21 protein-coding genes are annotated in these 21,156 nt (G+C 70.1%); 8 read left to right on the forward strand and 13 right to left on the reverse strand.

The window, feature by feature from the left end; translation table 11 throughout:
- Positions 1-24: 24 nt before the first annotated feature.
- Positions 25-627, forward strand: a complete 603-nt coding sequence (locus P2T37_RS01080) for a GNAT family N-acetyltransferase (protein WP_276234888.1) — start codon at positions 25-27, stop codon at positions 625-627.
- A gap of 32 nt (positions 628-659) precedes the next feature.
- Positions 660-1,217 (forward strand): DUF7978 family protein, encoded by a 558-nt coding sequence (locus P2T37_RS01085; RefSeq protein WP_276234889.1) that lies wholly within the window; start codon positions 660-662, stop codon positions 1,215-1,217.
- A gap of 1 nt (position 1,218) precedes the next feature.
- Here the strand turns inward: P2T37_RS01085 and P2T37_RS01090 are convergent, their stop codons facing one another.
- The 3 genes from P2T37_RS01090 to P2T37_RS01100 are packed head-to-tail and all read right to left on the reverse strand — an operon-like array spanning position 1,219 to position 3,060.
- Positions 1,219-1,728 carry a GNAT family N-acetyltransferase gene (locus tag P2T37_RS01090; protein ID WP_276234890.1) on the reverse strand — a complete coding sequence of 170 codons (510 nt, stop codon included), beginning with the start codon at positions 1,726-1,728 and terminating at the stop codon, positions 1,219-1,221.
- Positions 1,721-2,413, reverse strand: coding sequence for a metal-dependent hydrolase (locus P2T37_RS01095; protein ID WP_276234891.1), 693 nt, complete (start codon positions 2,411-2,413; stop codon positions 1,721-1,723). The genes P2T37_RS01090 and P2T37_RS01095 overlap by 8 nt, the downstream gene beginning before the upstream one ends.
- The gene (locus tag P2T37_RS01100; protein ID WP_276234892.1) at positions 2,413-3,060 is read right to left on the reverse strand and encodes a metal-dependent hydrolase; all 648 of its coding nucleotides are present in this window, start codon (positions 3,058-3,060) and stop codon (positions 2,413-2,415) included. Before P2T37_RS01100 ends, P2T37_RS01095 begins: the two co-directional genes overlap by 1 nt.
- Before the next feature lie 50 nt (positions 3,061-3,110).
- Between P2T37_RS01100 and P2T37_RS01105 the strand changes: the two genes are divergently transcribed.
- Positions 3,111-3,827 (forward strand): helix-turn-helix domain-containing protein, encoded by a 717-nt coding sequence (locus P2T37_RS01105; protein WP_276234893.1) that lies wholly within the window; start codon positions 3,111-3,113, stop codon positions 3,825-3,827.
- Here P2T37_RS01105 and P2T37_RS01110 read toward each other — a convergent pair.
- The 5 genes from P2T37_RS01110 to P2T37_RS01130 all read right to left on the reverse strand — a co-directional run bounded on the left by P2T37_RS01110 (position 3,824) and on the right by P2T37_RS01130 (position 8,717).
- Positions 3,824-4,057: a DUF7385 family protein gene (locus P2T37_RS01110; RefSeq protein ID WP_276234894.1), complete on the reverse strand. Its 234-nt coding sequence runs from the start codon at positions 4,055-4,057 to the stop codon at positions 3,824-3,826. The two genes, P2T37_RS01105 and P2T37_RS01110, sit on opposite strands and share 4 nt — an antisense overlap.
- Before the next feature lie 32 nt (positions 4,058-4,089).
- Positions 4,090-5,427: a hydroxymethylglutaryl-CoA synthase gene (gene hmgB / locus P2T37_RS01115; protein ID WP_276234895.1), complete on the reverse strand. Its 1,338-nt coding sequence runs from the start codon at positions 5,425-5,427 to the stop codon at positions 4,090-4,092.
- A gap of 70 nt (positions 5,428-5,497) precedes the next feature.
- Positions 5,498-6,391 carry a hypothetical protein gene (locus P2T37_RS01120; RefSeq protein WP_276234896.1) on the reverse strand — a complete coding sequence of 298 codons (894 nt, stop codon included), beginning with the start codon at positions 6,389-6,391 and terminating at the stop codon, positions 5,498-5,500.
- The gene (locus tag P2T37_RS01125; protein ID WP_276234897.1) at positions 6,388-8,082 is read right to left on the reverse strand and encodes a hypothetical protein; all 1,695 of its coding nucleotides are present in this window, start codon (positions 8,080-8,082) and stop codon (positions 6,388-6,390) included. Before P2T37_RS01125 ends, P2T37_RS01120 begins: the two co-directional genes overlap by 4 nt.
- Before the next feature lie 47 nt (positions 8,083-8,129).
- Complete coding sequence (locus tag P2T37_RS01130) at positions 8,130-8,717, reverse strand: DUF2150 family protein (RefSeq protein WP_276234898.1); 588 nt, start codon at positions 8,715-8,717, stop codon at positions 8,130-8,132.
- Between the two features lie 100 nt (positions 8,718-8,817).
- On the opposite strand from P2T37_RS01130, the gene P2T37_RS01135 reads away from it, so the two are divergent.
- Positions 8,818-10,131 (forward strand): NAD(P)/FAD-dependent oxidoreductase, encoded by a 1,314-nt coding sequence (locus P2T37_RS01135; RefSeq protein ID WP_276234899.1) that lies wholly within the window; start codon positions 8,818-8,820, stop codon positions 10,129-10,131.
- Between the two features lie 3 nt (positions 10,132-10,134).
- Here P2T37_RS01135 and P2T37_RS01140 read toward each other — a convergent pair whose 3' ends face one another.
- Positions 10,135-10,743, reverse strand: coding sequence for a DUF6149 family protein (locus P2T37_RS01140; protein WP_276234900.1), 609 nt, complete (start codon positions 10,741-10,743; stop codon positions 10,135-10,137).
- Positions 10,744-10,848: 105 nt separating this feature from the next.
- Between P2T37_RS01140 and P2T37_RS01145 the strand changes: the two genes are divergently transcribed.
- The 3 genes from P2T37_RS01145 to P2T37_RS01155 are packed head-to-tail and all read left to right on the forward strand — an operon-like array spanning position 10,849 to position 14,186.
- Positions 10,849-12,096 carry an NAD(P)/FAD-dependent oxidoreductase gene (locus tag P2T37_RS01145; protein WP_276234901.1) on the forward strand — a complete coding sequence of 416 codons (1,248 nt, stop codon included), beginning with the start codon at positions 10,849-10,851 and terminating at the stop codon, positions 12,094-12,096.
- Positions 12,097-12,147: 51 nt separating this feature from the next.
- The gene (gene priS / locus P2T37_RS01150) at positions 12,148-13,332 is read left to right on the forward strand and encodes a DNA primase small subunit PriS (RefSeq protein WP_276234902.1); all 1,185 of its coding nucleotides are present in this window, start codon (positions 12,148-12,150) and stop codon (positions 13,330-13,332) included.
- A complete protein-coding gene (locus P2T37_RS01155) occupies positions 13,329-14,186 on the forward strand; it encodes a hypothetical protein (RefSeq protein WP_276234903.1) in 858 nt (285 codons plus the stop codon). The genes priS and P2T37_RS01155 overlap by 4 nt, the downstream gene beginning before the upstream one ends.
- A 7-nt stretch (positions 14,187-14,193) precedes the next feature.
- Here the strand turns inward: P2T37_RS01155 and P2T37_RS01160 are convergent, their stop codons facing one another.
- From P2T37_RS01160 to hisD, 4 genes are all read right to left on the reverse strand, one after another.
- A complete protein-coding gene (locus P2T37_RS01160; protein ID WP_276234904.1) occupies positions 14,194-15,057 on the reverse strand; it encodes a CAP domain-containing protein in 864 nt (287 codons plus the stop codon).
- Between the two features lie 67 nt (positions 15,058-15,124).
- Positions 15,125-16,201, reverse strand: coding sequence for a hypothetical protein (locus tag P2T37_RS01165; protein ID WP_276234905.1), 1,077 nt, complete (start codon positions 16,199-16,201; stop codon positions 15,125-15,127).
- 13 nt (positions 16,202-16,214) lie between these two features.
- Complete coding sequence (locus P2T37_RS01170; RefSeq protein WP_276234906.1) at positions 16,215-18,431, reverse strand: PKD domain-containing protein; 2,217 nt, start codon at positions 18,429-18,431, stop codon at positions 16,215-16,217.
- A 74-nt stretch (positions 18,432-18,505) separates the two neighbouring features.
- Positions 18,506-19,783, reverse strand: coding sequence for a histidinol dehydrogenase (hisD, locus tag P2T37_RS01175; RefSeq protein ID WP_276234907.1), 1,278 nt, complete (start codon positions 19,781-19,783; stop codon positions 18,506-18,508).
- A 126-nt stretch (positions 19,784-19,909) separates the two neighbouring features.
- On the opposite strand from hisD, the gene P2T37_RS01180 reads away from it, so the two are divergent.
- The gene (locus P2T37_RS01180) at positions 19,910-21,148 is read left to right on the forward strand and encodes a putative manganese transporter (protein WP_382210539.1); all 1,239 of its coding nucleotides are present in this window, start codon (positions 19,910-19,912) and stop codon (positions 21,146-21,148) included.
- The last annotated feature ends 8 nt before the right edge of the window (positions 21,149-21,156 follow it).

Consider the following 21,156-nt stretch of genomic DNA (forward strand, 5'->3'; position numbering starts at 1 on the left):
GTCCGGACCCGGCGACCCGCCGGTATGTCGCTGTTCCCCGCGACGATGGAGACGGACCGCCTCCGCTTCGAGGCGATACGGCCCGGGAGCCTCGACCCCGTCGAGATGTACGAACACGTCCGGCCGGACGCGCCGGCCATCGACGAGGTCACGCGGTACCTCAGGTGGGGACCGCACCCGACGCCGAAGGCGACCGCGGAGTTCGTGGCCCGGGCCGGCGAGGCGTACGAGGCGAGCGAGGACGTCCACTACACCGTCCGACCGACGGAGGGCGACCTCGCGGGCGAGTTCCTCGGCACCGCCGGCTTCCACCCCGACTGGGACCGCGAGGTCGCCACCCTCGGCGTCTGGTTCCGGGAGGTCGCGTGGGGCAACGGCTACTCGGGCGAGCGGGCGGCCCGGATGCTCGAACTCGCCTTCGAGCGGCTGGACCTCGCGTACGTGAAGATCGACCACGACGCGCGAAACGAGCGGTCGCGCCGCGCCATCGAGAAGTACGTGGAGCGGTTCGGCGGCCGGAAGGAGGGAACCCTGCGCAACGGCGCGGTCACGGAGGACGGCGAGCCGTACGACGCGGTCCGCTACTCGATAGCCCGCGAGGAGTGGGCCGCCGCGACCGAGCCATAATTTACTTCAGCCGCGCTCGCGAAAAAGGACCGATGGCTGACAACGGAATAGCGGAGCGTGTACCGTTCGGCGTCGGCGCGGCCGCCGGCGCGGGTGCGTGGGTCCTCGGCTACCTCGTGACGTATCTCGTCGCGTCGAGCGACATCCAGAACTCCCTGTTCGGACAGGTGCTGGAGGCCGCGGAGATCGGGACCTGGCAGGTCGTCGGCTGGGTGTTCTACAACGCGCACTTCGTGAACACGAACGTCGACCTCGGCTTCTTCGGCTCCGGCGCGACGAACGCTATCGGGGGCGACGGCGGCTTCACCGTCCTCCTGTACGTCGTGCCGCCGCTCCTGCTGCTCGGCGCGGGCCTCGCCGTCGGACGGGCGGCCGGCGCGGGGTCGCTGGACGCAGCGAACGCGGCCGTCGCCGGCGCGTCGACCGTCATCGGCTACGGCCTGCTCTCGGTCGTCGGCGTCTTCCTGTTCGCGACGGAGAGCGTGACGCCCGACCTCGTGACGGGCATCCTGCTCGGGGGCCTGCTGTACCCGGTCGTGTTCGGCGCGGTCGGCGGCTTCGTCGCCAAGGCGACCGAGGGCGGCGCGTAGCTCACAGCTCCCGGGCGACCATCTCCCCCCAGTGGGAGAAGCCGTGTCGCTCGTAGAAGGCGCGGGCCCGCTCGTTCTCCCGGTCCACGTCCAGTACCACCCGGTCGAGCGGCAGGTCCTGGGAGCGCGCGTGGTCGAGGCCGCGCGCGAACAGGTCGTCCGCGAGGCCCGTCCCCCGGCGCGCGGGCCGGACGTACACCTCGTTCACGACGGCGGCGTCCCAGACGAAGGCCAGCCGCTCGGGGAGGAGGAAGACGTAGCCGTCGAGTCCGTCCGCGCCCGGCGCGACGAACACGCAGTCCTCGTCGGCGACACACCGCCGCACCCACGCGAGCCAGCGGTCGCGGTACGCGTCGTCCAGTTTCGCGTCGTAGGCGGCGGCCTTCGCGTCGTCGCCGGCCGCGCCCATGTCGCTCTCGAAGCGCCGCTTGAGCGCCCACAGCGCCTCCTCGTCGCGGTCGGGGTCGTACGGGCGGACGGTCACGTCCCCTCCCTCGCACCCGTCAGTCATCAGCGTCCCGGAGTCGCCACCACGTCGCCGCGACGCCCGCGAGTATCAGGGTGACGTGCCAGCCGCGGTAGACGACCGGGAAGACGCGCTCGGCGCCGGCGTCGGAGCCGCGCTGCGGGTCCACGCCGCTCGCCACGTGGACCTCCTCGGTCGAGCCCTGCTGGCCCACGTCGACGCTCGGCGCGCCGCCACCGCCGCCGGTCGCGTTCCCCGCGGAGCCGTCGGGGGCGGGCGCGGACTCGAACGTGACGTTCACGAACGTCTGGTAGAGGCCGTCGGCGGTCGAGTACCCGGCGCGACCCCCTATCTCGACGAACTGGTCGTAGAGCGGGTAGAGCGGGTTCGCGCCCAGCGCGGTGAAGAGGTCGAGGCCGACGCCGGCGACGACGTAGCCGGCGAGCGCGACCCACGCGACGCGGACCCCGTAGTCGTCGTATCGGCCCCGGAGCCACGACTCCGGGCGGCGCGCGTCCCACCACAGCAGGGTCGCGAGCGTACCGGGGAGCAGCAGGGTGTGGAACGCGGCGCGGTGGGCCGACTCGACGACGAGCGCGACGAACACGTCGAGGTCCGGGAAGACGGTCGCCGCCGCCACGACGGCCGCGGCCCGGCGGTCGAAGTCGCTCCCGAGCAGGCCGGCCGCGAGCAGCAGCGCGAAGGCCACGTGGAGGACGGTCGAGGGCATCAGCGCTCACCCCGCCGGAACAGACGCCCCCCGGCTACGACCGCGCCCGCGAGGACGACGAGCAGCTGCCACCCCGAGCCGACGAGGACGAGGTCGCGGACGACGCCGGTGTCGGGACCGTCGGCGGGGTTCAGGAACGTGGCGATGTGGCGGCCGCCCGCCACGGTGCCCGACCCGGCCTCGGGGAACAGTTCGCCGCCGCCGAGGTTCGGCTTCACGAGCGTGAACAGGGCTCCCTCGGTCGTCGAGTAGCCGACCTTCCCGACGACGCCGAAGAAGCGGCCGTGGACCGGCCACAGCACCGCGGCGCTCTCGACGTTGAACAGGTCGAGCGCGACGGCGAAACAGCAGGCGGCGAGCGCGACCCACGCGACGCGGACCCCGCGGTCGCCGTATCTCGACCGGAGCCACGAGTCCGGACGGCGCGCGTCCCAGCGGACGGCGAGGCCGACGAGGAGGGGTATCCAGACGTTGTGGAGCGCGGCGTTATGGAGTCCCTCGAAGACCACGTCGATGACCGCGTCGAGGTCGGGGGCGATGCCGGCGGCGACGACGACGGCGAGGCTCCGGGGCGTCAGGTCGCGCTCGTCGAGGAGGGCGGCCGCGAGCAGCGCCGCGAGACCGGCGGCGACGAGCGCGGACGGCATACCGGCCGGCAGGGGGGAACCGACTTAAGCGCCGCGGCGGTCCCCAGGGTATGGACCGGACGGCGCGCCAGCAGTTGGCCGAACACATGGCCGGCGAGGTGACGATGAGCGACGAGCCGGGCGCGACCCTCCGGAAGTGGCGCGAGGAGTTCGACGTGACGGGCGCGGCCCTGGCCGAGGCGCTCGACGTGTCGCCCTCCGTCGTCTCCGACTACGAGTCGGGGCGGCGCGACTCCCCGGGTATCGGCGTCGTCCGGCGGTTCGTGGAGGGACTGCTCGACATCGACGAGGCGCGCGGCGGCGACCGCCTGCGCCAGTTCGCGCGCGTCCTCTCGGCGGGCTTCGAGTCCGACATCGTCCACGACCTGCGGGAGTACCCGGCGACGGTGCCGCTCCGGCGGTTCTACTCGGCGGTCGAGGCGCGGGAGGTGGCCGGGACCGGCGGCGGCGGTCCCTCGCGGCTCGCCGGTCACACCGTCATCAACTCGATACAGGCCATCTCGCGGCTCTCCTCCGAGGAGTTCTACCGGCTGTACGGCCAGTCCACGAACCGCGCGCTCGTCTTCACGGACGTGACGCGCGGCGAGGGACCGCTGGTCGCGCTCCGGGTCGTCACGCCGACGCCGACAGCGGTCGTGCTTCACGGGCTCTCGGAGGAGGAGCTATGGGAACACGCTCCGCGGCTCGCGAACGCCGACGGCTACTCGCTCGCCGTGACCGAGGAGCCGCTCGACTCGATGCTGGCCGCGCTGCGCGACCTCCCCTAGTGGCGGTGGGTGAAGAGCAGGGTGTCGTCGTCGTGTCTGGAGACACAGAGGTCGAGCAGCCGGCTGAGTTCGAGCGAGGTCTCCTCGTCGTGGACGACGACGAGGTCGTCGAACGGCTCCCCGCAGGCGGGGCAGGCGACGCTGACGGTGTTGCGGTAACTGGAGACGCCGCCGCCGGACTCGGTCGGCGTCAGCGAGGAAACGAGTTCGTCGTACTCCGCGGAATCCATACCGGCCCCACAGGACGCGGGGGCTTAGTTTTTCACTCGACGTAGCGGTACTTCCGCTCGCCCATCCGACCCCACCCGTCGAAGACGAACTCGTCCTCGGGGGCCGTGAACTCCTCGAAGTCGCGGTCCTTCGAGTGGTCGTGGGCGGCGTGGACGCGCTCGTACTCCTCGAAGGTGAGGTCGTAGCGGTCGGCGACCTGCTCGTCGATGTTCAGGCCGGCTATCTCCTCGTCCCAGCCGGGCTGGACGGTCTCGTGGTGGACCTCCGCCTGCGCGCCCGAGCCGTAGGAGGCGACGAAGATGCGCTCGCCGGTCATGTCGCGGCCCTCGGAGAGCGCGCGCTTCAGGCCCGCGATGCGGGCGATGTGGACCGACCCGGTGTACCAGTTGCCGACCCGCCGCGAGATGTCGAGCGTCGGGTCGATGGTGGCGTCGTACCACGCCGCGTACCGGTCCGTCCCCTTCAGGTCGTCCGTGTACGCGCTGACCGCCTCGGAGAACGCCTCGTCGTCGTCGAACTCCTCGCGCCGGGGTTGCATCCCGATGGCGTCCGCGAGTTCCTCCTCGATCTCCGTGTCCCGGGTGATGTGCCGGTAGGCGAGCAGCGCGGCCTTCCGCACCATCCCCGGGAACGGCGTGTGGAACGGCGCGTACACGAAGTCGTCGGGGTGGAGGTCGCCGGCGACCGACTCGTAGTCCTCCACGGCCTCGCGCATCCGGGCGAGGTACACCTGCACCGAGCGCTTGCCGTCCACGCTCGGGAACTGCTGGTTCGGCTTGAGGAAGTCCGTCTCGTCGGCGCTGCCGTACCCCTGCGCGTCCGAGAGCGTGACGAGGTCCGGGTCCTCGGAGACGAGCATCGCCACCGCGCCCGCGCCCTGCGTCGCCTCGCCGGGGTCGTCGCGCGCGTACAGCGCCGTGTCCGTCGCGACGACGATGGCCGACCGGCCGCGGTTACGGCCCGCACGGATCCAGTTGTACGCGTCGTCGATGGCCTGCGTGCCGGCGACGCAGGCGAACTTCCGCTCCCCCTTGTTGGCGTGGTGGAAGTCGCCGTCGAACGTCTGTTCGAGACAGCCCGCGATGTACGTCGAGATGGGCTTGGAGTTGTCGAACGACGACTCCGTCGCCACGTCGATGCGGCCGACGTCGTCGGGCGAGAGGTCGTGTCGCTCCATCAGCCGCTTGCAGGCGTTCGCGCCCATCGTGACGATGTCCTCGTAGGTGTCGGGGAACGACGACTCGAACAGGCCGAGCCCCTTCGTGTACTTCGCGGGGTCGTCGCCCTTCTCCGGGGCGAACGTCTCCGCGAGGTCGAGTTTCAGCTTCCCGGTCCAGATTTCGACCGCGTCGATGCCGACGTCGCTCATACCTGCCGGTCGTAGTCCCGGTATAAGGACCTGACGACGACGAGTTCGTCGTGTGTCGAACTGCGTCGAACTACTCGGTCAGCGGGGCCGTGTCCCCCGTGCCGTCGAGGAACGCCGTGTAGGTGCGCTCGTTCCCGGCCGCGTCGCGCACCGTCACCTCGACGTAGACGCCGTTCGTCTCCCGCCGCGGGTCGTTGACCTTGACCTCCCCGAGCGACAGCGTCGTCGTCTCCGCCGCGCGGACCGACTCGCGAGCGACCTCCCGGCGCTCGACGGTGACGACCCCGTCGCGCTGCTCGGCGAAGGCGACGTAGGTGACCGAGACGACGTCGTCGCCGAAGGTCCCGTCGAACCGAACCGCGTCGGCGTTCGCGCCACGGCCGTCGACCGTCGCCGTCAGGTCGGCTGTCGGCGGCGTCGTGTCCGACGGTGTCGGCGTGGGAGTCGGTGTCGGCGTCGGCGTGGGAGTCGGGGTCGGGGTCGGCGTCGATGTGGCCGTCGGCGTCGGGGTCGGCGTCGGGGTGGCCGACGGCCGCGGCGTCCCCTCGGGCGTCGCCCCCCGCGCGTACACGCTCTCGGAGAAGTACACCTCGCCGCTCGGCCCGTGGACCACCTGCACGCGCACGAGCGACCCGGCCGCGGCCGCCGGGTCGAGGTCGATGCGGACCGCGTCGCCCGGCGCGAACCGCTCGCCCGCGACCGTGTTGAGCGCGACCCGCTCCGTGGTGTTCGCCGTAGCGACGACGACGGTCACGTCCGCGGCCGGAACCGAATCGCCGCCGCCGTGAACGACGGTGACGGCGTCGGTGGTGGACGAGACCTCCGCGCCGACGAAGGGCCCGGTCGAGGCGTCGACGTCGAGGACCAGTGGCGCCGCGACCGCGCTCACGACGGAGACGGCGATGACGGAGAGGAGGATGACGCCGAGTTGTTGGGATTGGGCGCGAGTATCGGTGTCGGTCATCCGATGAATGTTATCGTCTCGGACGTCCCGTCCGCGAACTCCAACACGACGGTGACGGTTTTGCCGGTGACGTCGACGCGGTCTCCGTTGTTCTTCCGGAAGAACGAAACCGTGACGGTCGCGTTTCTCCCGGCCCCGACGGTTGCGGCGTCCGTGAGTGAAACGGTCTGCCCGTTGGTGAGTTCGTTCGTTTCCTGTCCGCTCGACGGCCCGGCCTCGTAGTAGCCGCTGTCGGTAGAGTCGATGTACACTTCGTTCTGCCCGGCATCGCTCCCGCCGCTTTGCTCGTAGACGGACTTCGTCGACTGTGCGTCCACGCTGACACCCGTGATCTCCACATCCGAACTACCGTTGTTCAGCACGGAGAACTGCACTTGGCTACTCTGGCCGGTGGTTCCCCCGTCGCCGTTGTACTCGATACTATCGGCGGACGTGCTCGTGCCCCCACTCCCATCCCCTCCCGTCGCGGAATCCGACCGGACGTCGATGAAGTAGCGGTAGTTCACGCCGCTCTCGTAGATCGCGCTGAACCCGAAGAACAGGTCGCCGACGTTCTGGTCGAACTCGAACCGAAGGCTGGTCGTTCCGCCGGCGGGGATGGTGATGTTCTGGTCGACCTGTTCGAAGTTCTCGCGGACCGTGAGGTTGTCGTCGGCGTTCCCGTTCAACAGCGTGTACGACGGGACGTTGTTCTTGTCCGGCGTGTACATGAACGGGACGCGGGCACGGTCGATGGTGACGGCGCTGTCCCCGGTGTTCTCGAACGTAGCGTTCACGACGTCGTTACCGTCGGTCGAGACGCCGGTGAGAACGACGCTGTTCGCCCCCGCGGGGTTCACATCGCTACCGCCATCGCCGGCACCCGGCGTGAGACTACTCGAACGCGCGCCCGACGGCGGCGGCCCGTTGATGCCGACCGGGGCACAGACGATCTCGTAGTCGCCGGATAGCTGGAGGCGGAGGGTGTCGCCGCCCGTAACGGCCGCGCTCTCGCCGCTCTCCAGTTGGTCGCCGAGTATCTCCTGCCACGTCGTCGTGTCCAGTTCCGTCGGCACCTCGATGACGGGGTCGGAGACGGTGGTGGTGACGACGCCGCCCGGAACGGGTTCGACGCTCGCGCTTCCCGTACCCTGTTGCTGGTACTCGTTGCGCATCGGGACGAGGTTCACCGTGTTGTTGACGAGGAAGCGCTGGCCCGAGAGGACGAGCGGGTCGTCGCCGGTCGTGGTGAACGCGACGGTGTTCTCGACGAAGACGGACTCGGCGTCGAGGTAGTTGTAGGTGGGCTCGTAGGTGAGCAGGCGCGACCGCGGCGCGGAGGTGCCGGGACAGACGTCGTTGGAGACGTTCGTGCCGCCGGGACCGCCTTCCAGGACGGTAACCGGCGACGAGTCGGTCGTGCGCACGAGTCCCGACGGCGGCGCGGGATTGATGGCGAGGGCGCGGGCGGGGTACTGCGTGCCGAGCCCCACCTCGACGAACGGGTTCGCACCGGAGGACACCGAGGAGAGGACGGCGTTGCGCACGTCCAGCATGTCGGACTGCACGCGCTCGTTGTGCTGGACCTCGATGGCGGTGTTCTGGCTCGGGACGACGCTCGCCTGATACAGCGAGAAGGCGATGACGACGAACGAGAAGAGGATGACGGCACCGACCTGAATCGCCTGCCCCCGTTCGTCGGTGCCGAACATGTTGTCCGTGCTTCGGCGTCGGGAGGTAAAAGCGTCGTGGGCGGCGGCTACGCGTCCTCCTCGACGACCTCGGGGTCGGAGAGGGCGTCCTGTAGCGAGTCGAGGCCGTTGACCCACTCCGCGACGTAGCCGTATTCGAGGTCGGCGGCGATGGCGCTCACGTCGGTGTCCGCGCCCGCGATGATGATGGTGCCGGCCTGCGCGCAGTAGTTGAACGCGGTGTCGAACTCCTCGTCGGCCTCCGCCTCGACGGCGGCGTCGATGTTCGCGCCGACGGTGCCCTTCTCGGGCGCGCCGTCGAGGACGAACATCTCCGCGGCGGCGGCGACACAGTGGAGCGCCATCTGGACGGAGTCCACGAGCATCGCCTTGTCCTCGTCCTCGATGTCGACCTCGCCGAGGACGACGGCGGCGAACTGTTCGAGTTCGTCGAGCGCCGGGTCCTCGCCGAGCACGCCCTCGTCGTAGGCGGTGACGATCTTCGCGACGGCGATGGCGGCGTCGTCCTGTAGATTGAGCAGGAGACGGGCGGAGTCCTCGTTCTCGGGGTCGATGTCCTCCTCGCGGAGCCGGTCGAGCCAGTTGTTCCAGCGTTCCTCGCTGTAGAACTCCTCCGGCGTCTCGTCGTCGGTCATGTGTCCGGCATCACACGGCCACGGGTATAAGCGTTTCAAGGTCGCTTCGCGCCCGTTCGGACATGGAAAGACCCATGGACGCGACGGCGAATTCGCCACCATGATCGCAGTCGTCGGCGGCGGCGTCGCCGGGCTCGCGGCCGCCTACCGCCTCCAGCAGGCGGGCTACGAGCCGACCGTCTTCGAGGCCTCCGACTCCGTAGGGGGGCTCGCGGCCACCTACGAGACGGCCGGCGACCCCATCGAGGCGTACTACCACCACCTCTCCGCGACCGAGGAGACCATCGTCGAGCTCGCCGAGGAGCTGGGCGTCGCCGACCGGCTGGAGTGGCGGTGGGGCCACGACTCCTACTACGTCGAGGGCGTCGTCCACCCGCTCAATACGGCGTGGGAGATAGCCGCGTACCCGTACCTGAGCTTCTACGACAAGTTCCGGCTCGGCATGCTGACGCTCGGCATCGACGTGCGGGGCGGCCTCCCCTCGTTCGACACCTACGACGACCTCGAGTCGTTCGAGCACGTCCCTATCAAGGAGTTCCTGCTCGACCACACGACGCAGGGGGTGTACGACTACTTCTTCGAACCGCTCCTGCGGGCGAAGTTCGGCTCCCGCGCCGAGGACGTGTCGGCCGCGTGGCTGCTCGGCCGCATCAAGTTCCGCGGCGAGCGCGACCTGACGAAGGGGGAGAAGCTCGGCTACTTCGAGGGGAGCTTCGCGGTTCTGCTCGACGCGCTGGTCGAGGAAGTCGGCCGGGAGAACGTCGTGACGGGGGCGCGCGTACAGGACATCGGGTTCGGCGAGTCGGTCGAGTCGTTGACCGTCGAACGCGACGGCGACGTGACCGAACACGCCGTCGAGGACGCCGTCGTCACGACGATGCCCCACCTGCTCGAACGCTGGACGGGCTACGCCTGCGACATCGACTTCCAGGGGTCGGTGTGTGCCGTGGTCACGATGGAGGAGGCGGTCACGGACACCTACTGGCTCAACATCGCGGACGAGGCCCCGTTCGGCGCGCTCATCGAGCACACGAACTTCGTCCCGCCCGAGCGGTACGGCGGCGACCACCTGCTGTACTGTGCCAGCTACGTCCAGAACACCGACGAGCCGCTGTGGAACATGGACGACGACGAACTCGAGGAACACTGGCTCTCGGGCGTCGAGGAGATGTTCCCGGAGTTCTCCCGCGACGCGGTGACCGACTTCCGCGTCTCCCGGAACCCCCGCACCGCGCCCATCTACGAGCGCGGCTACCTCGACATGGTCGTCCCCTACGACCTCGGCGACGAGGTGGCCGACGGTCTCTACTACGCCGGGATGGCCTCGCGGGCGCAGTACCCCGAGCGGTCGCTCAACGGCGGTATCGTCGCGGGGTACGAGGCCGCGGACCTGGTGGCGGAAAATCGGAGGTAGGAATCAGTCCGCGGTCGCGTCCTCGCCGTCGTCCTCGAAGCCGGGCGCGGCCGACACGTCCACGTCGTCGTCGTCCGGTTCGACGGCGTTGCCGCCCTTCACGAGGTCGTCGCCGTCCGAGACGTACACGTCGTCGGCGAAGCCCGCGACGGCGTTCTCGAACTCGCCCTCATCGAGCGCCTCCGGGGTCGCGGGGGCGTCGGCGATGCCGTCGGCGGGTCGGAACTCGCCGAGGGGGTCGTCGATGGTGATGCCGTGCGTCGAGAAGAAGTCCTCGTAGCGGCGGTAGTGTTCCTCCAGTTCGTCGGCGGGGAACTCCATCATCTCTGCCCAGCCGTGGGTGAAGAAGTCGAAGTTCGCCTGGATGTGGGTGACCTCGCGGGCCTCGGCCTCGGTGTAGCCGGCCTCCAGCGCGGCGACGTAGGTGTCCATCGTCGCGTCGAAGAAGTCGTCGAGGTGGGCCTCGCGCTCGTCGCGGCGCGCCTCGTCGGCCTTCCCGAGGAAGATGCGGGTGTGGAGGTCGACAAGCTTGTCGTTGGCGATATCGCCGATGACGGGCGTGGTGAGCGCCTTCTTGGCGGCCCAGTGGCGGACGTTCTGCCGGAGCTTCATACTCTGCTTTCGGGGCGCGAACCGCTTGAATCCCGCGGCCTCGGCGATTGCCGGAGGCACACGCAGATAGCAATTCACATTAGTGGCGCTTTCCAAGTCGCCGCTATGAGTGCGTCGCACGTCATCATCGGCGACGGAATCGCCGGGAGTTCCGCCGCCGAAACCGTCCGGGAGGCGGACCCGGACGCGGACGTTACCGTCATCACGGACGAGGGCGAGGCCCTCTACAACCGTATCCTGATAAAGGAGTTCGCGAAGGGGAAACTCCCCGAGGCGCCCATCTCCATCCACGACCCGGACTGGTACGCCGAGCGGGACATCGACCTCCAGCTGAACACCCACGTCACCACCGTGGACACGGACGCCCACGAGATACACACCCACGCGGGCGACGTGTACGAGTACGACAAGCTCCTCGTGGCGACGGGCGGGACGCCGACCCAGCTCCCGGTCGAGAACTCCGACGCGGACGGCGTCCACCACTTCTGGACGTTCGAGGACGCCCGCGCCATCAAGGAGAACGCCGAGAACTCCGAGACGGGCGTCGTCGTCGGCGCCGGCCTGCTCGGTATCGACCTCGCCGCCATCTGTGGCGCGCAGGGACTCGAAGCGAACTACCTGATGCGCGGCGAGTGCTGGTGGCGCTACGCGCTCTCGCCGGACGGCGCGGAGATAATCCACGACGCGCTGCGCGACATCGGCGTGACGCCGGTGTTCGACTCGGGCGTCGACCGCTTCGAGACGGACGAGGACGGCCACGTCACCGCGGCCGTCGACCCGAACGGCGAGCGCTTCGAGGCGAACTTCGTCGGCGCGGCCATCGGCCTGGACTTCAACACGGAGTTCCTCCGCGACACCGACCTCGAACTCGACTACGGCGTCGTCACCGACGAGCACATGCGGACGAACGTCGAGGACGTGTACGCCGCGGGCGACATCACGCAGTTCCACGACGTCATCCTCGGCGAGCGCGCACAGAACGGCGCGTGGGGCTCCGCGAAGGAGCAGGGCTCCATCGCCGGGCAGAACATGGTCGGCGACTGGGCGGAGCCCGAGGAGACGTTCGAGTGGGTCTCCTCGTACTCCATCACGCACTTCGACTTCCCGTTCCTCTCCTTCGGCCACCCGACGCTGGGCGACGACGACGCCGAGCGGAAGTACTCCGACACCGAGTGGCGCCGCGTCGCGCTCAAGGACGGCAAGGTCGTCGGCGGCGTCCTCATCGGCGACCTCGCCCCGCAGTCGAAGCTGAAGAAGCTCGCGCGCGAGCAGGTGGACGTGAGCGACCAGAAGGAACTCCTCTTAGAGGAGACCATCGACCTCGAGAAGTTCGACGCGCTGGAAGCCGAGTAGGCCGCGCCGAAGGACACGCTTTTGCCCCCGGTCCACCTTCGCTCCACAGTCATGGACGAGCGGACGCGCGAGTACCTCCGGGGCCGGTTCGGCGACTACTACCGCCGGAGCGGCATCGAGGGGCCGCCCGCGGCCAACGAGCGCGAGTGGGGCCACATCCCCTTCACCGCCGGGTCGGGCACGACGATGGTTCGCCACCAGTCGTGGCTCGACGTGGCCGGCGGCGGCTCGCTCGTCGACTTCCTCGCGCGCGAACAGCCCCGCCACGTCTACCACTCGGCGGGCCGCTACCGCGACCCCGGCGCCTCCCGGATGTCGGAGAAGGGGTGGCGCGCCGCCGACCTCGTCTTCGACCTCGACGCCGACCATCTGCCCGGCGTCGACCCCGAGGCCACGAGCTACGCGGACATGCTCCGCGAGTGTAAGAACGCGCTGCTCGACCTGCTCGACTTCCTCGAAGGCGACTTCGGCTTCGAGGACCTCGATGTCGTCTTCTCGGGCGGGCGGGGCTACCACGTCCACGTCCGCGACGAGGGCGTCCTCGAGCTCGGCCGCGACCAGCGCGACGAGATCGTCGAGTACGTCCGCGGCCCGGACATCGAGTTCGCGGACGTGGTCGACACCGAGGCCGTCGCGGGGATGGGCCTGAAGAACCCCGCCCAGAAGCGCACGCTCCCGACGGACGGCGGGTGGGGCGCGCGCGTCCACCGGCGGCTGATGGACCTCGTCGACGAGATACGCGACCTGCCCGAAGAGGAGGCGCTCGAACGGCTCCGGGAGTTCCCGCGCGTCGGCGAGGGGAAGGCGGGAGCGATTCGGCGCGCGGCGAGCGACAACTACGACGAACTCGCCGCCGGCAACCTCGACGTCCACCCGGCGGTCGTCTCCGTCGCGAAGATACTGTTCGAGCGGGCCCTCGACGAGGACGGCGCCCCCATCGACGAGCCGGTGACGACCGACATCAACCGCCTCATCCGCCTGCCGGGGAGCCTCCACGGCGGGAGCGGCCTCGTCGTCACCCCCATCGAGCGGGACGCGCTCGACGACTTCGACCCGCTGGCGGACGCGATACCCGAGCAGTTCCGCGGCCACGAGATACGCGTCGCGGTGACCGACCCCGGGCCGACGGAGTTCGACGGCGATACGTTTACGGTGGCGGAGGGTGAGCGTTCAGTCCAAGAAGCGCTCGGCGTGTTCCTGATGGCACGCGGGCGCGCTCGCAAGGTGGCAGAATGAACCTCGACGAACTCCAGAGCATCCAGAGCCGGGAACGCCAGGCCAGCGGCCTGCAGAACCTCCGGCCAACCTTCTACCAGGACGCCGGCGAGTTCATCCAGGAGTTGGTCCGCGAGCGCGACCGCACCGCCGAGCGCGCCGACGACCCGTTCGCCTCGCCCGAGGTTCGCCGCCTCACCGACGACATCGAGACCGCCAAGTCCACCGTCGAGGCCATCTACGAGCGCCGGGTCGGCAAGGTCGTCAAGACGGCCTCCATCGCCGCCGCCGGGATGCCCGCCGACGACGAGGGGCTCACCGACGAGGAGGCCGAACTGTTCGACCACCTCGTCGAGGAGATAGAACGGAACCGCGAGCGCGTCCTCGACGGCGTGCTCGAGGGCGACGGCTCCGACCTCTCGTGTGCCCGCGGCCCGGCCGCCGAGACGGCGGACCCCGACCCGGAGCCGACCGGGGACGCCCCGGAGCCCGAGACGACGGTCCGCTCGGAGCCCGACGCCGCGGCGGAACTCGGCCTCGACCCATCGCCCGAACCGACCGGGGACGACGGCGTCAGCGCCGCGGACATGATGGGCGACGGGAACGACGACCGGCCGACCCCGCCCGAGGTCGTCGCCGCGAGCGCGTCGGACACCGCTCCCGAACCGCCGGACACGCACGAGACACCGCCCGAGGACGCGACGGAGGGCGAGGCGTCGGTCGAGCGCACTACGGTGCGTATTACCCGCGACGTCGGCGAGGTGTTCGGCGTCGACGAGCGGTCATACGACCTCTCCAGCGACGACGTGGTGACGCTCCCCGCCGAGAACGCGGGGCCGCTGGTGGAGCGGGACGCGGCGGAACGGTTGGACTGACCGGACGCTACTCGTTCGTCGGTGTCTCGGTGAGATTACCCGTCGGGTCCCACGCGCCGTCCCGGACCGCGACCTCGTACGGAATCACGGTCTCGTTGTTCCGGAAGCGGGCGTCAGACGGGTCCAGAGCCTCCTCGGAGAGGTACCGCCGGTCACACATCGTCATGACCGCGACGCGCGACCCGCCCTCGCCGACGAAGAGACCGACGCCGCCGACGTCGTAACGCTCGTGGAGGATCTGCTCACGGTGGCCCTCGGACCGCATCCACGCCTCCACGATTATGGCGGCGTTCCGCTCGACGTGGGTTACACCGGGAGAGTAACCGCCGGTGGTGATTACTTCACCGTAAACATCGCATCTACTGGTAGCGGGGTATCCGGCCCACTCGGCGCGTTCGCCCCAATTTCGCCCGGTATTCGGATTCACGTGAGCGAATCCCTGCCCCTCGTAGATCCGTCGCGCGTGCCAACGGTTCAGTTGCGACAGCCGTTCGTTCCAGAACAACGGATCGAGACCGCGCTCGGCCCGCTGGGCGTTCACGAACGCCATCGTTTCGAGCTGTGTGAAGTGGACGTTCCTCGATTCGACGTCGACGGACGTGTAGGGCGCCCGCAGGTCGCGGTCGATGCCGAACCGCCACTCGCCGTCGGTGTCGAGGTGGTCGGACGGCGTCGGCGACGTCGTCGGAGAGGCGGGCGTCCGGACGGAGTCGCCGATACCTTCGACTATCGCGCCCGCGACGCCGAACTGGACGAGGCCGGCGGCGAACACCGTCGCCACGGCGACGGCGAAGAGGAGCCGGACGAGACCGCTCCGGCCGTCGTGTTGCGGACCGCGACCCCGGATACCGCCGGATCCTCGTCCGGTCACGGAGGAACACCTACGGTGGGTACGGCGAGCCGGCCGGCGTCGCGTCTTCGAACGAGCGCGTCCATCGTCATCGAGAGGTGGGGAATCGGGGGCAGTTGGCCGCGGTCTCCATCATCTCGTCGCGAGCCGCCTGCTCCCGTTCGGCACCGTACTCGTCGTCCCCCTCGGCGTACGCGCGGACGGCCTGCTCGAAGTAGCGACTGCCGCGGCGGTTGCCGCTCCCGCGACAGAAATATGGGTCGTAAAGCGCCCGGAAGAACCCGTACGGGTCGTTGTTCCGTAGCGCCGCGGCGTTCTCGTACGCGCGGTAGTACAGCGGTTGTGCGGTCTCGAACCGACTTGCGGCACCCTCCCAGTCCGCCTCCTCGAAGCGCCGGATTCCGGCCTCTAGTTCGGCCTCGCCCGCGGTGAACCCCTGCTCGGCGAGACCGAGCTTATTGAACTCCCACGGTGCCTCCCGAGCGAGCACGTCGACCCGCTCCCACCTCGTCGGCCGGAATCCATCGACGTCGGGCGAGCCGGTAGCCTCCAGGCTCAATACGCCGTCGTGGAGCTCCTCAGCGGGACCTTCCCACCGCTCGGGCGTGGAGATGACGTCGTCGATGTAGTCCAGTGCCTCCGGGGTGTTCCCCTGTTGCCAGGACCGGAGCCCGGCCCAGACGCCGTGATACGAGAGGTAAACCTCTGGCACGAGGTTCGCGGCACCACGGGCTATAACGGTGCCACTCAACAGCGCGTTCGCGTCGCCCCGCACCGAAGTCGACTCGGGGGCCGCCTCCTTCGCCGTGCGGGCCGCCTCGGCCGCGCTTTCGGCGGCGGCGATGACTGGCTCCGGTTCGAAGGCGTCAAGCGATTCGAAGTCGATCGGGATCCGTCTGTTCTCGACGTCGTAGAGGTTCGCCCCACGGAGGTCCCGAAACGCTCCGCGGAGGTCGGTTCGGGCGGAGGCGAGGGCGTCACGCGCCGTACCCGGGACCGTCGGTGTCGCGGTCGCAGTCGGGTCGTCAGTCGCGGTGGTCGTATGTGTCTCGGTTTCGAGCCCGTCGGTCGGGTCGGCCGTCGTGTCGGTACAGCCGGCGAGGACGGCAGCGACGCCGCCGGTCGCGGCGAGCAACCGTCGTCGGGTGGGGGTGGTATCGGTCATTGTTGGGGGGTCGTCATATCGAGAGCCGCGCGGTGAACTCCTCGCGGTAGTCGTCCGTCGATTGGTCGGCCGAGCGGCTGACGCTGCCGTCGCTCGTGTCGGCGTCCCGCTGTCCGTTCGTGCCGCCGGGGTCGGCCGAAGCGGCATCCGGGGTCGCGTCCGGCGGGTCGGGCGACGTCGGCGCCGTCTCGCCGACAGTTCGACCGGACCCACCTTGCAATACGCCGCTGGGGTCGTTGGTCGCAGCGGCGGAACCCCCGTGTTCGTCGCTCGCGGGTTCCGCCGTCGTGTCCGCAGTCCGCCCGTTCGCACCGCGGAGCTGGTTTCCGGTCCCGCCGCCCGGAGCGGCGGTATCGCTGCCGGAACCGTTCACCCCGTCGTTGTCGAACCGGCGGTTCCAGTCGATGATATTGATCGTTCCGTCGCCGGTCAGGTCACTACGGACGGTCTCTCCGTTCCTGCTGTACGGGTCGAGCGGGTCGCTGGCATCGCTCGTGGGGTCGGTCCGCTCGGATACTTCGGGGTTCGACCCCGGCTCGTTGTCCGTGAGACCGTTACAGGCCATACACTCTCGGGCCGGGTCCGAAGCCGCTCCCGTCTCTGTCTCGTTGTTCCACTGGGAGTCGGTCCGTACCCACGTGACGTCGTAGTCACCGACCGTTCCGGACCAGTCGAGCGCGACCTGTTGCTGCGTCCACGATTCACCCCACGAGGCACGGCAGCCACCGGAGGGGGCGTTCCGTTCCCGCTGGGACGGGGCGGTGTAGAAGCAACGAACATCTGTTTGCCGAACTATCGAACCGCCTTCCGTCGTACTCAGTCGGATCCTGTCGCTCGCGGAGGCGCCGTCGTCGTCCGTCACGTTGACGACCACGACGATGTCCCCGCCGGCTTCCGGGACCGTAACCGTCCGACCCGGCGTCCATTCGACATCGACGACCCGGCCGTCGGAGTCGGAGGCCTCCGCCGTCAGCGTCACCTCCTCGCCGGGCGAGATATCGCCGGGGTCGCGGATATCCACGCGGGGCGGGTCGTTCCGGTCCGTCGTGTTCAGGACGACCTCGACGGTGTGGGTGTCGGAGACGACCCGGCCGCGAACGGTCGTCGTGACTGTCAGGGTGTAGTTGCCGGGCTCGGTCCACGTCCGGGAGACCGTCGCGCCGGTCCCGCCGTCGTCCCACGAGAGCGTCGCGCCGTCGGGGACGTCGTTCCCTTGGACGGCGAACGTCCCCGTCATGCCGGCGTGGAGTTCGGTCGGTCCCTCTATCTCCAGCGACGGGTCGAGCACCTCGACGGTGAGCGTGTCGCTCGCGGTCTCGCCGCGTGCGCTCGTCGACGCGGAGACGGTGTAGGTGCCGGCCGTCGCCCAGGTACGGGTGACGCGGGTGCCGCTGCCGGCGCCGTCCCACCGAATCGCGGCGCCGTCGGGGATGGCGCCCGTCGTCGCGGTGTAGTCGGCCGCGTCGCCGGCGAGGACGGTCGTCGGCCCGTCAAGGGTCAGCGATGGGGACGGTGCCGGCTCCGGAGTCCGCGAGTCGGACGTGGTCGGAGCGGGGTCGGTGTTCGTTTCGGCCGTGGCCGAGGGCGTCCCCGTCGGCTCCGCGGGCGTCACGTCGAGGGTGTCCGTCGCGGTCCGGCCGTTCTCGTCGCGGACGGTCACCGTCAGCGTGCGCGGGACGGAGGAATCGAAGGCCCGGGAGAGCGTGTCGGGCCCTGTGCCCGTGTCGCGGCGGGCGAGGCGCTGGCCGTCGAGCGACCAGGTCACGGACGCGACGGGGGCGTCGCCGGCGGCGACGGCGGCGGTGTAGGTCGCGCGCTCGCCGACCGTCGGTGTCGTCTCGCCCGAGAGGGAGACGCTCGGTCCCTCGGGCGGCGCCTCGACGGCGACGTAGAGCGTATCGGAGCGCGCGGCGCCGTCGTCGTCCGTCACCGTGACCGTCACGGTGTAGGTGCCGACGGAGTCGGCGACGAACGACGTGCGCGCACAGCCCGCGCAGTCGGGGGACACCGCCGTCCCGTCGGGCGCCTCGATACGCCACGCGTAGTCGGTCAGTTCGCCGTCGGGGTCCCGCGAGCCGCCGGCGTCGAGCGCGACGCTCGCGCCCTGCCGGACGGTCTGATCGAGACCCGCGTCGGGGAGCGGGGGGTCGTTCTGGGGGGTGGACGCCGTCGCCATGGCCGGGAGCGTGACGAGGAGCACGCAGATGGCGACGGCCGCCTGCGTCCTCATGACAGGTCTGCGTCCCTACGTACTTGTAAGCCTTAGCTATTTTACACGAAAAACATCGCCGGGGGCGGCCGGGGTCAGTCGCCGTCCTCGAACCGCTTCCGGACGCTCTCGGCGTGGGCCTCCAGTCCCTCGGCCTCGGCGAGCGCGACGACGGTGTCGGCGATGCCGTCGAGCGCGTCGCGGTCGAGCCGCTGGACGGTCTGGGAGACGAGGAAGTGGTCGACCGAGAGACCGCCCGTCGTCTTCGCGAGGCCGCCCGTCGGGAGGACGTGGTTCGGCCCGGCGGCGTAGTCGCCCGCCGCGACGGGCGAGTACGGGCCGAGGAAGACGCTGCCCCCCGCGCCGACGCGGTCGAGCAGGTCCTCGTCGTCCTCGGCCTGAATCGAGAGGTGTTCGGCGGCGTACTCGGAGGCGAACAGCACCGCCTCGGGCATCGAGCGTGTCGTGAGCACGCCGGAGGCGTCGTTGTCGAGCGCCTCGCGGATGGTGTCGGCGCGGTCGCGCTCGCCGGCCTGCGCCTCGCAGGCGTCGGCGACCGCGGCGGCGAGCGCCTCGTCGGGGGTGACGGCGACGACGGAGGCGTTCGGGTCGTGTTCGGCCTGCGCGACGAGGTCCGCGGCAACGACCTCGGGGTCGGCGGTCGCGTCGGCGAGCACGAGCACCTCGGAGGGGCCGGCGAGGAAGTCTATCTCGCAGTCGGCGCGTACCTCGGCCTTCGCGGCGGTGACGAAGCGGTTGCCCGGGCCGACGATCTTCTGCACGCGGTTCACCGTCTCGGTGCCGTACGCGAGCGCGGCGACGGCCTGTGCGCCCCCGACCTGGAACACCGCGTCCGCGCCGGCGACGTGAATCGCGGCGAGCGTCGCGTCGTTGAGGTTCTCGGCGGGCGGGGTGGCGACGGCGACGTGGTCGACACCCGCGACCTTCGCCGGAATCACGGTCATCAACGCCGAGGACGGGTAGGCGGCGGTGCCGCCGGGGACGTACGCGCCGACCCGTTCGAGCGGGCGGAAGCGCCGCCCGAGTTCGCGCCCGTCGAAGTCGCGCGTCCAGTTCTCGGGGAGTTGGGCCTCGTGGAACTCGCGGACGTTCGCCGCGGCGCGCTCGACGTGTTCGCGGAGGTCGTCGTCGAGGCGGTCGTACGCGCGCTCGGCCTCGTCGGTCACGTCGATGTTGCCGACCGAGACGCCGTCGAACTCCTCGGCGAACTCCCGGAGCGCGACGTCGCCCTCGTCGCGGACCCGGCCGACGATGTCGGCGGCGGTCTCGCGGGCGGCGTCGACGCCGGCGTCGCGGTCGAACAGCGCCGCCCGCTCGTCCGGCGAGAGGTCGGCGACGGCTCTGACGTTCATACCCGCGCTGGGTGCGCGCCGCGAAAAACGGTTTCCATGCCGCGACAGGCGGTCGCAACAGCTATATTGCTCGCTTCTAAACTAAGGATTAGATATGTCTAATTCATCGGCGGGGCGTGACGTCCCGTGGTGACCGCGGCCGAGGCCGTCGATATCGCGCTGGTGTCGATGCGCGACGGCTACGTACAGGTGTCGGCGTTCGTCGCCGTCACCGTCCTGCTGTTCGGCCTGATCCAGTACCGGACCGGCGGCGCGCTCCTGCGCACCATCGAGGAGAACGAGCGGTACGGCCCCGTGTTCGGCGCGCTGATGGGCCTGACGCCCGGCTGTGGCGGCGCTATCGTGATGATGCCGCTGTACGTCCGGGGGACGGTCTCGTTCGGGACCGTCGTCGCGACGCTGATGGCGACCGCCGGCGACTCGGCGTTCGTCATCCTCGCGCTCGCGCCCGAGGCCGCGCTCTACTCGTACGCGCTGGCGTTCGCCGCGGCCATCGTCTTCGGCTACGCCATCGACCGGTTCGGCCTCGGCGTCGGTCGCGTTGACGACGCCGTGGCGCGCCTCTCCCCGGCCACGACGGACGGGGGCGTCGTGGAGACCGCGGGCGTCGCCGGCAACCCCGGCCACGAGTACGGCACGGACGGCCCGGTCCACACCCACGAGAGCGGCCCCGACCACGAGTCGCGCGTGCTGACGCCGCTGTCGCACGCCGCCCACGTCGTGTGGTGGGTCGCGGCCGTCGCCGCGCTCGTCCTCGGCATCACCTACCTCGTCCGCGGCGCCCCCGACGTGGCGTTCACGTTCGGACTCGGCTTCGACGGCCTGTTCACGGTCGTCGGACTCGTCGGCACCGGCCTCTCGGTGTATCTCTACGGCGTCGGCCGCCACTACATCGGCGAGGGCTCCGTGGGCCGCGTGCGCGAGTCGTTCGCGAGCGCGTACGAGACGTTCCAGCACGCCGCGATGGAGACCTCCTTCGTCACGGTCTGGGTCATCGTCGCCTACCTCGTCTACGAGTACGCCATCGTCCTGACCGGGTTCGACGTGGCCGCGGCCGCGGCGGCCGCCGGCCTGCTCGCGCCCGTCGGCGGCGCGCTCATCGGCCTGATACCCGGCTGCGGCCCGCAGATCGTCCTCGCGTCCGTCTACGCGCAGGGCGGCATCCCCTTCTCGGCGCTGACGGCCAACGCCATCAGCCAGGACGGGGACGCGCTGTTCCCGCTCATCGCCATCGACAAGAAGGCCGCCGTGGTCGCCAGCATCTACACGACGATACCCGCGATACTCGTGGGCGTGGGGCTGGCGCTCGTCTGGGGCCCCGTGTTCGGCCTGCCGGAGTTCGGCTTCGGGGTGCTCGGCCCGTGACGCGGCCG

This window comes from Halosegnis marinus (genome assembly GCF_029338355.1).
Taxonomy (GTDB): domain Archaea; phylum Halobacteriota; class Halobacteria; order Halobacteriales; family Haloarculaceae; genus Halosegnis; species Halosegnis marinus.

Excerpts from the sequence above, each read along its gene's own strand:
- P2T37_RS01080 (WP_276234888.1), top strand. The coding sequence starts at position 25 with ATGTCGCTGTTCCCCGCGACGATGGAGACGGACCGCCTCCGCTTCGAG.
- P2T37_RS01095 (WP_276234891.1), bottom strand. The coding sequence starts at position 2,413 with ATGCCCTCGACCGTCCTCCACGTGGCCTTCGCGCTGCTGCTCGCGGCC.
- P2T37_RS01165 (WP_276234905.1), bottom strand. The coding sequence starts at position 16,201 with ATGACCGATACCACCCCCACCCGACGACGGTTGCTCGCCGCGACCGGC.
- priS (WP_276234902.1), top strand. The coding sequence starts at position 12,148 with ATGGACGAGCGGACGCGCGAGTACCTCCGGGGCCGGTTCGGCGACTAC.
- P2T37_RS01125 (WP_276234897.1), bottom strand. The coding sequence starts at position 8,082 with ATGTTCGGCACCGACGAACGGGGGCAGGCGATTCAGGTCGGTGCCGTC.
- P2T37_RS01155 (WP_276234903.1), top strand. The coding sequence starts at position 13,329 with ATGAACCTCGACGAACTCCAGAGCATCCAGAGCCGGGAACGCCAGGCC.
- P2T37_RS01135 (WP_276234899.1), top strand. The coding sequence starts at position 8,818 with ATGATCGCAGTCGTCGGCGGCGGCGTCGCCGGGCTCGCGGCCGCCTAC.
- hisD (WP_276234907.1), bottom strand. The coding sequence starts at position 19,783 with ATGAACGTCAGAGCCGTCGCCGACCTCTCGCCGGACGAGCGGGCGGCG.
- P2T37_RS01145 (WP_276234901.1), top strand. The coding sequence starts at position 10,849 with ATGAGTGCGTCGCACGTCATCATCGGCGACGGAATCGCCGGGAGTTCC.
- P2T37_RS01110 (WP_276234894.1), bottom strand. The coding sequence starts at position 4,057 with ATGGATTCCGCGGAGTACGACGAACTCGTTTCCTCGCTGACGCCGACC.
- P2T37_RS01105 (WP_276234893.1), top strand. The coding sequence starts at position 3,111 with ATGGACCGGACGGCGCGCCAGCAGTTGGCCGAACACATGGCCGGCGAG.
- P2T37_RS01090 (WP_276234890.1), bottom strand. The coding sequence starts at position 1,728 with ATGACTGACGGGTGCGAGGGAGGGGACGTGACCGTCCGCCCGTACGAC.
- P2T37_RS01130 (WP_276234898.1), bottom strand. The coding sequence starts at position 8,717 with ATGACCGACGACGAGACGCCGGAGGAGTTCTACAGCGAGGAACGCTGG.
- P2T37_RS01170 (WP_276234906.1), bottom strand. The coding sequence starts at position 18,431 with ATGAGGACGCAGGCGGCCGTCGCCATCTGCGTGCTCCTCGTCACGCTC.
- P2T37_RS01140 (WP_276234900.1), bottom strand. The coding sequence starts at position 10,743 with ATGAAGCTCCGGCAGAACGTCCGCCACTGGGCCGCCAAGAAGGCGCTC.
- P2T37_RS01085 (WP_276234889.1), top strand. The coding sequence starts at position 660 with ATGGCTGACAACGGAATAGCGGAGCGTGTACCGTTCGGCGTCGGCGCG.
- hmgB (WP_276234895.1), bottom strand. The coding sequence starts at position 5,427 with ATGAGCGACGTCGGCATCGACGCGGTCGAAATCTGGACCGGGAAGCTG.
- P2T37_RS01120 (WP_276234896.1), bottom strand. The coding sequence starts at position 6,391 with ATGACCGACACCGATACTCGCGCCCAATCCCAACAACTCGGCGTCATC.
- P2T37_RS01100 (WP_276234892.1), bottom strand. The coding sequence starts at position 3,060 with ATGCCGTCCGCGCTCGTCGCCGCCGGTCTCGCGGCGCTGCTCGCGGCC.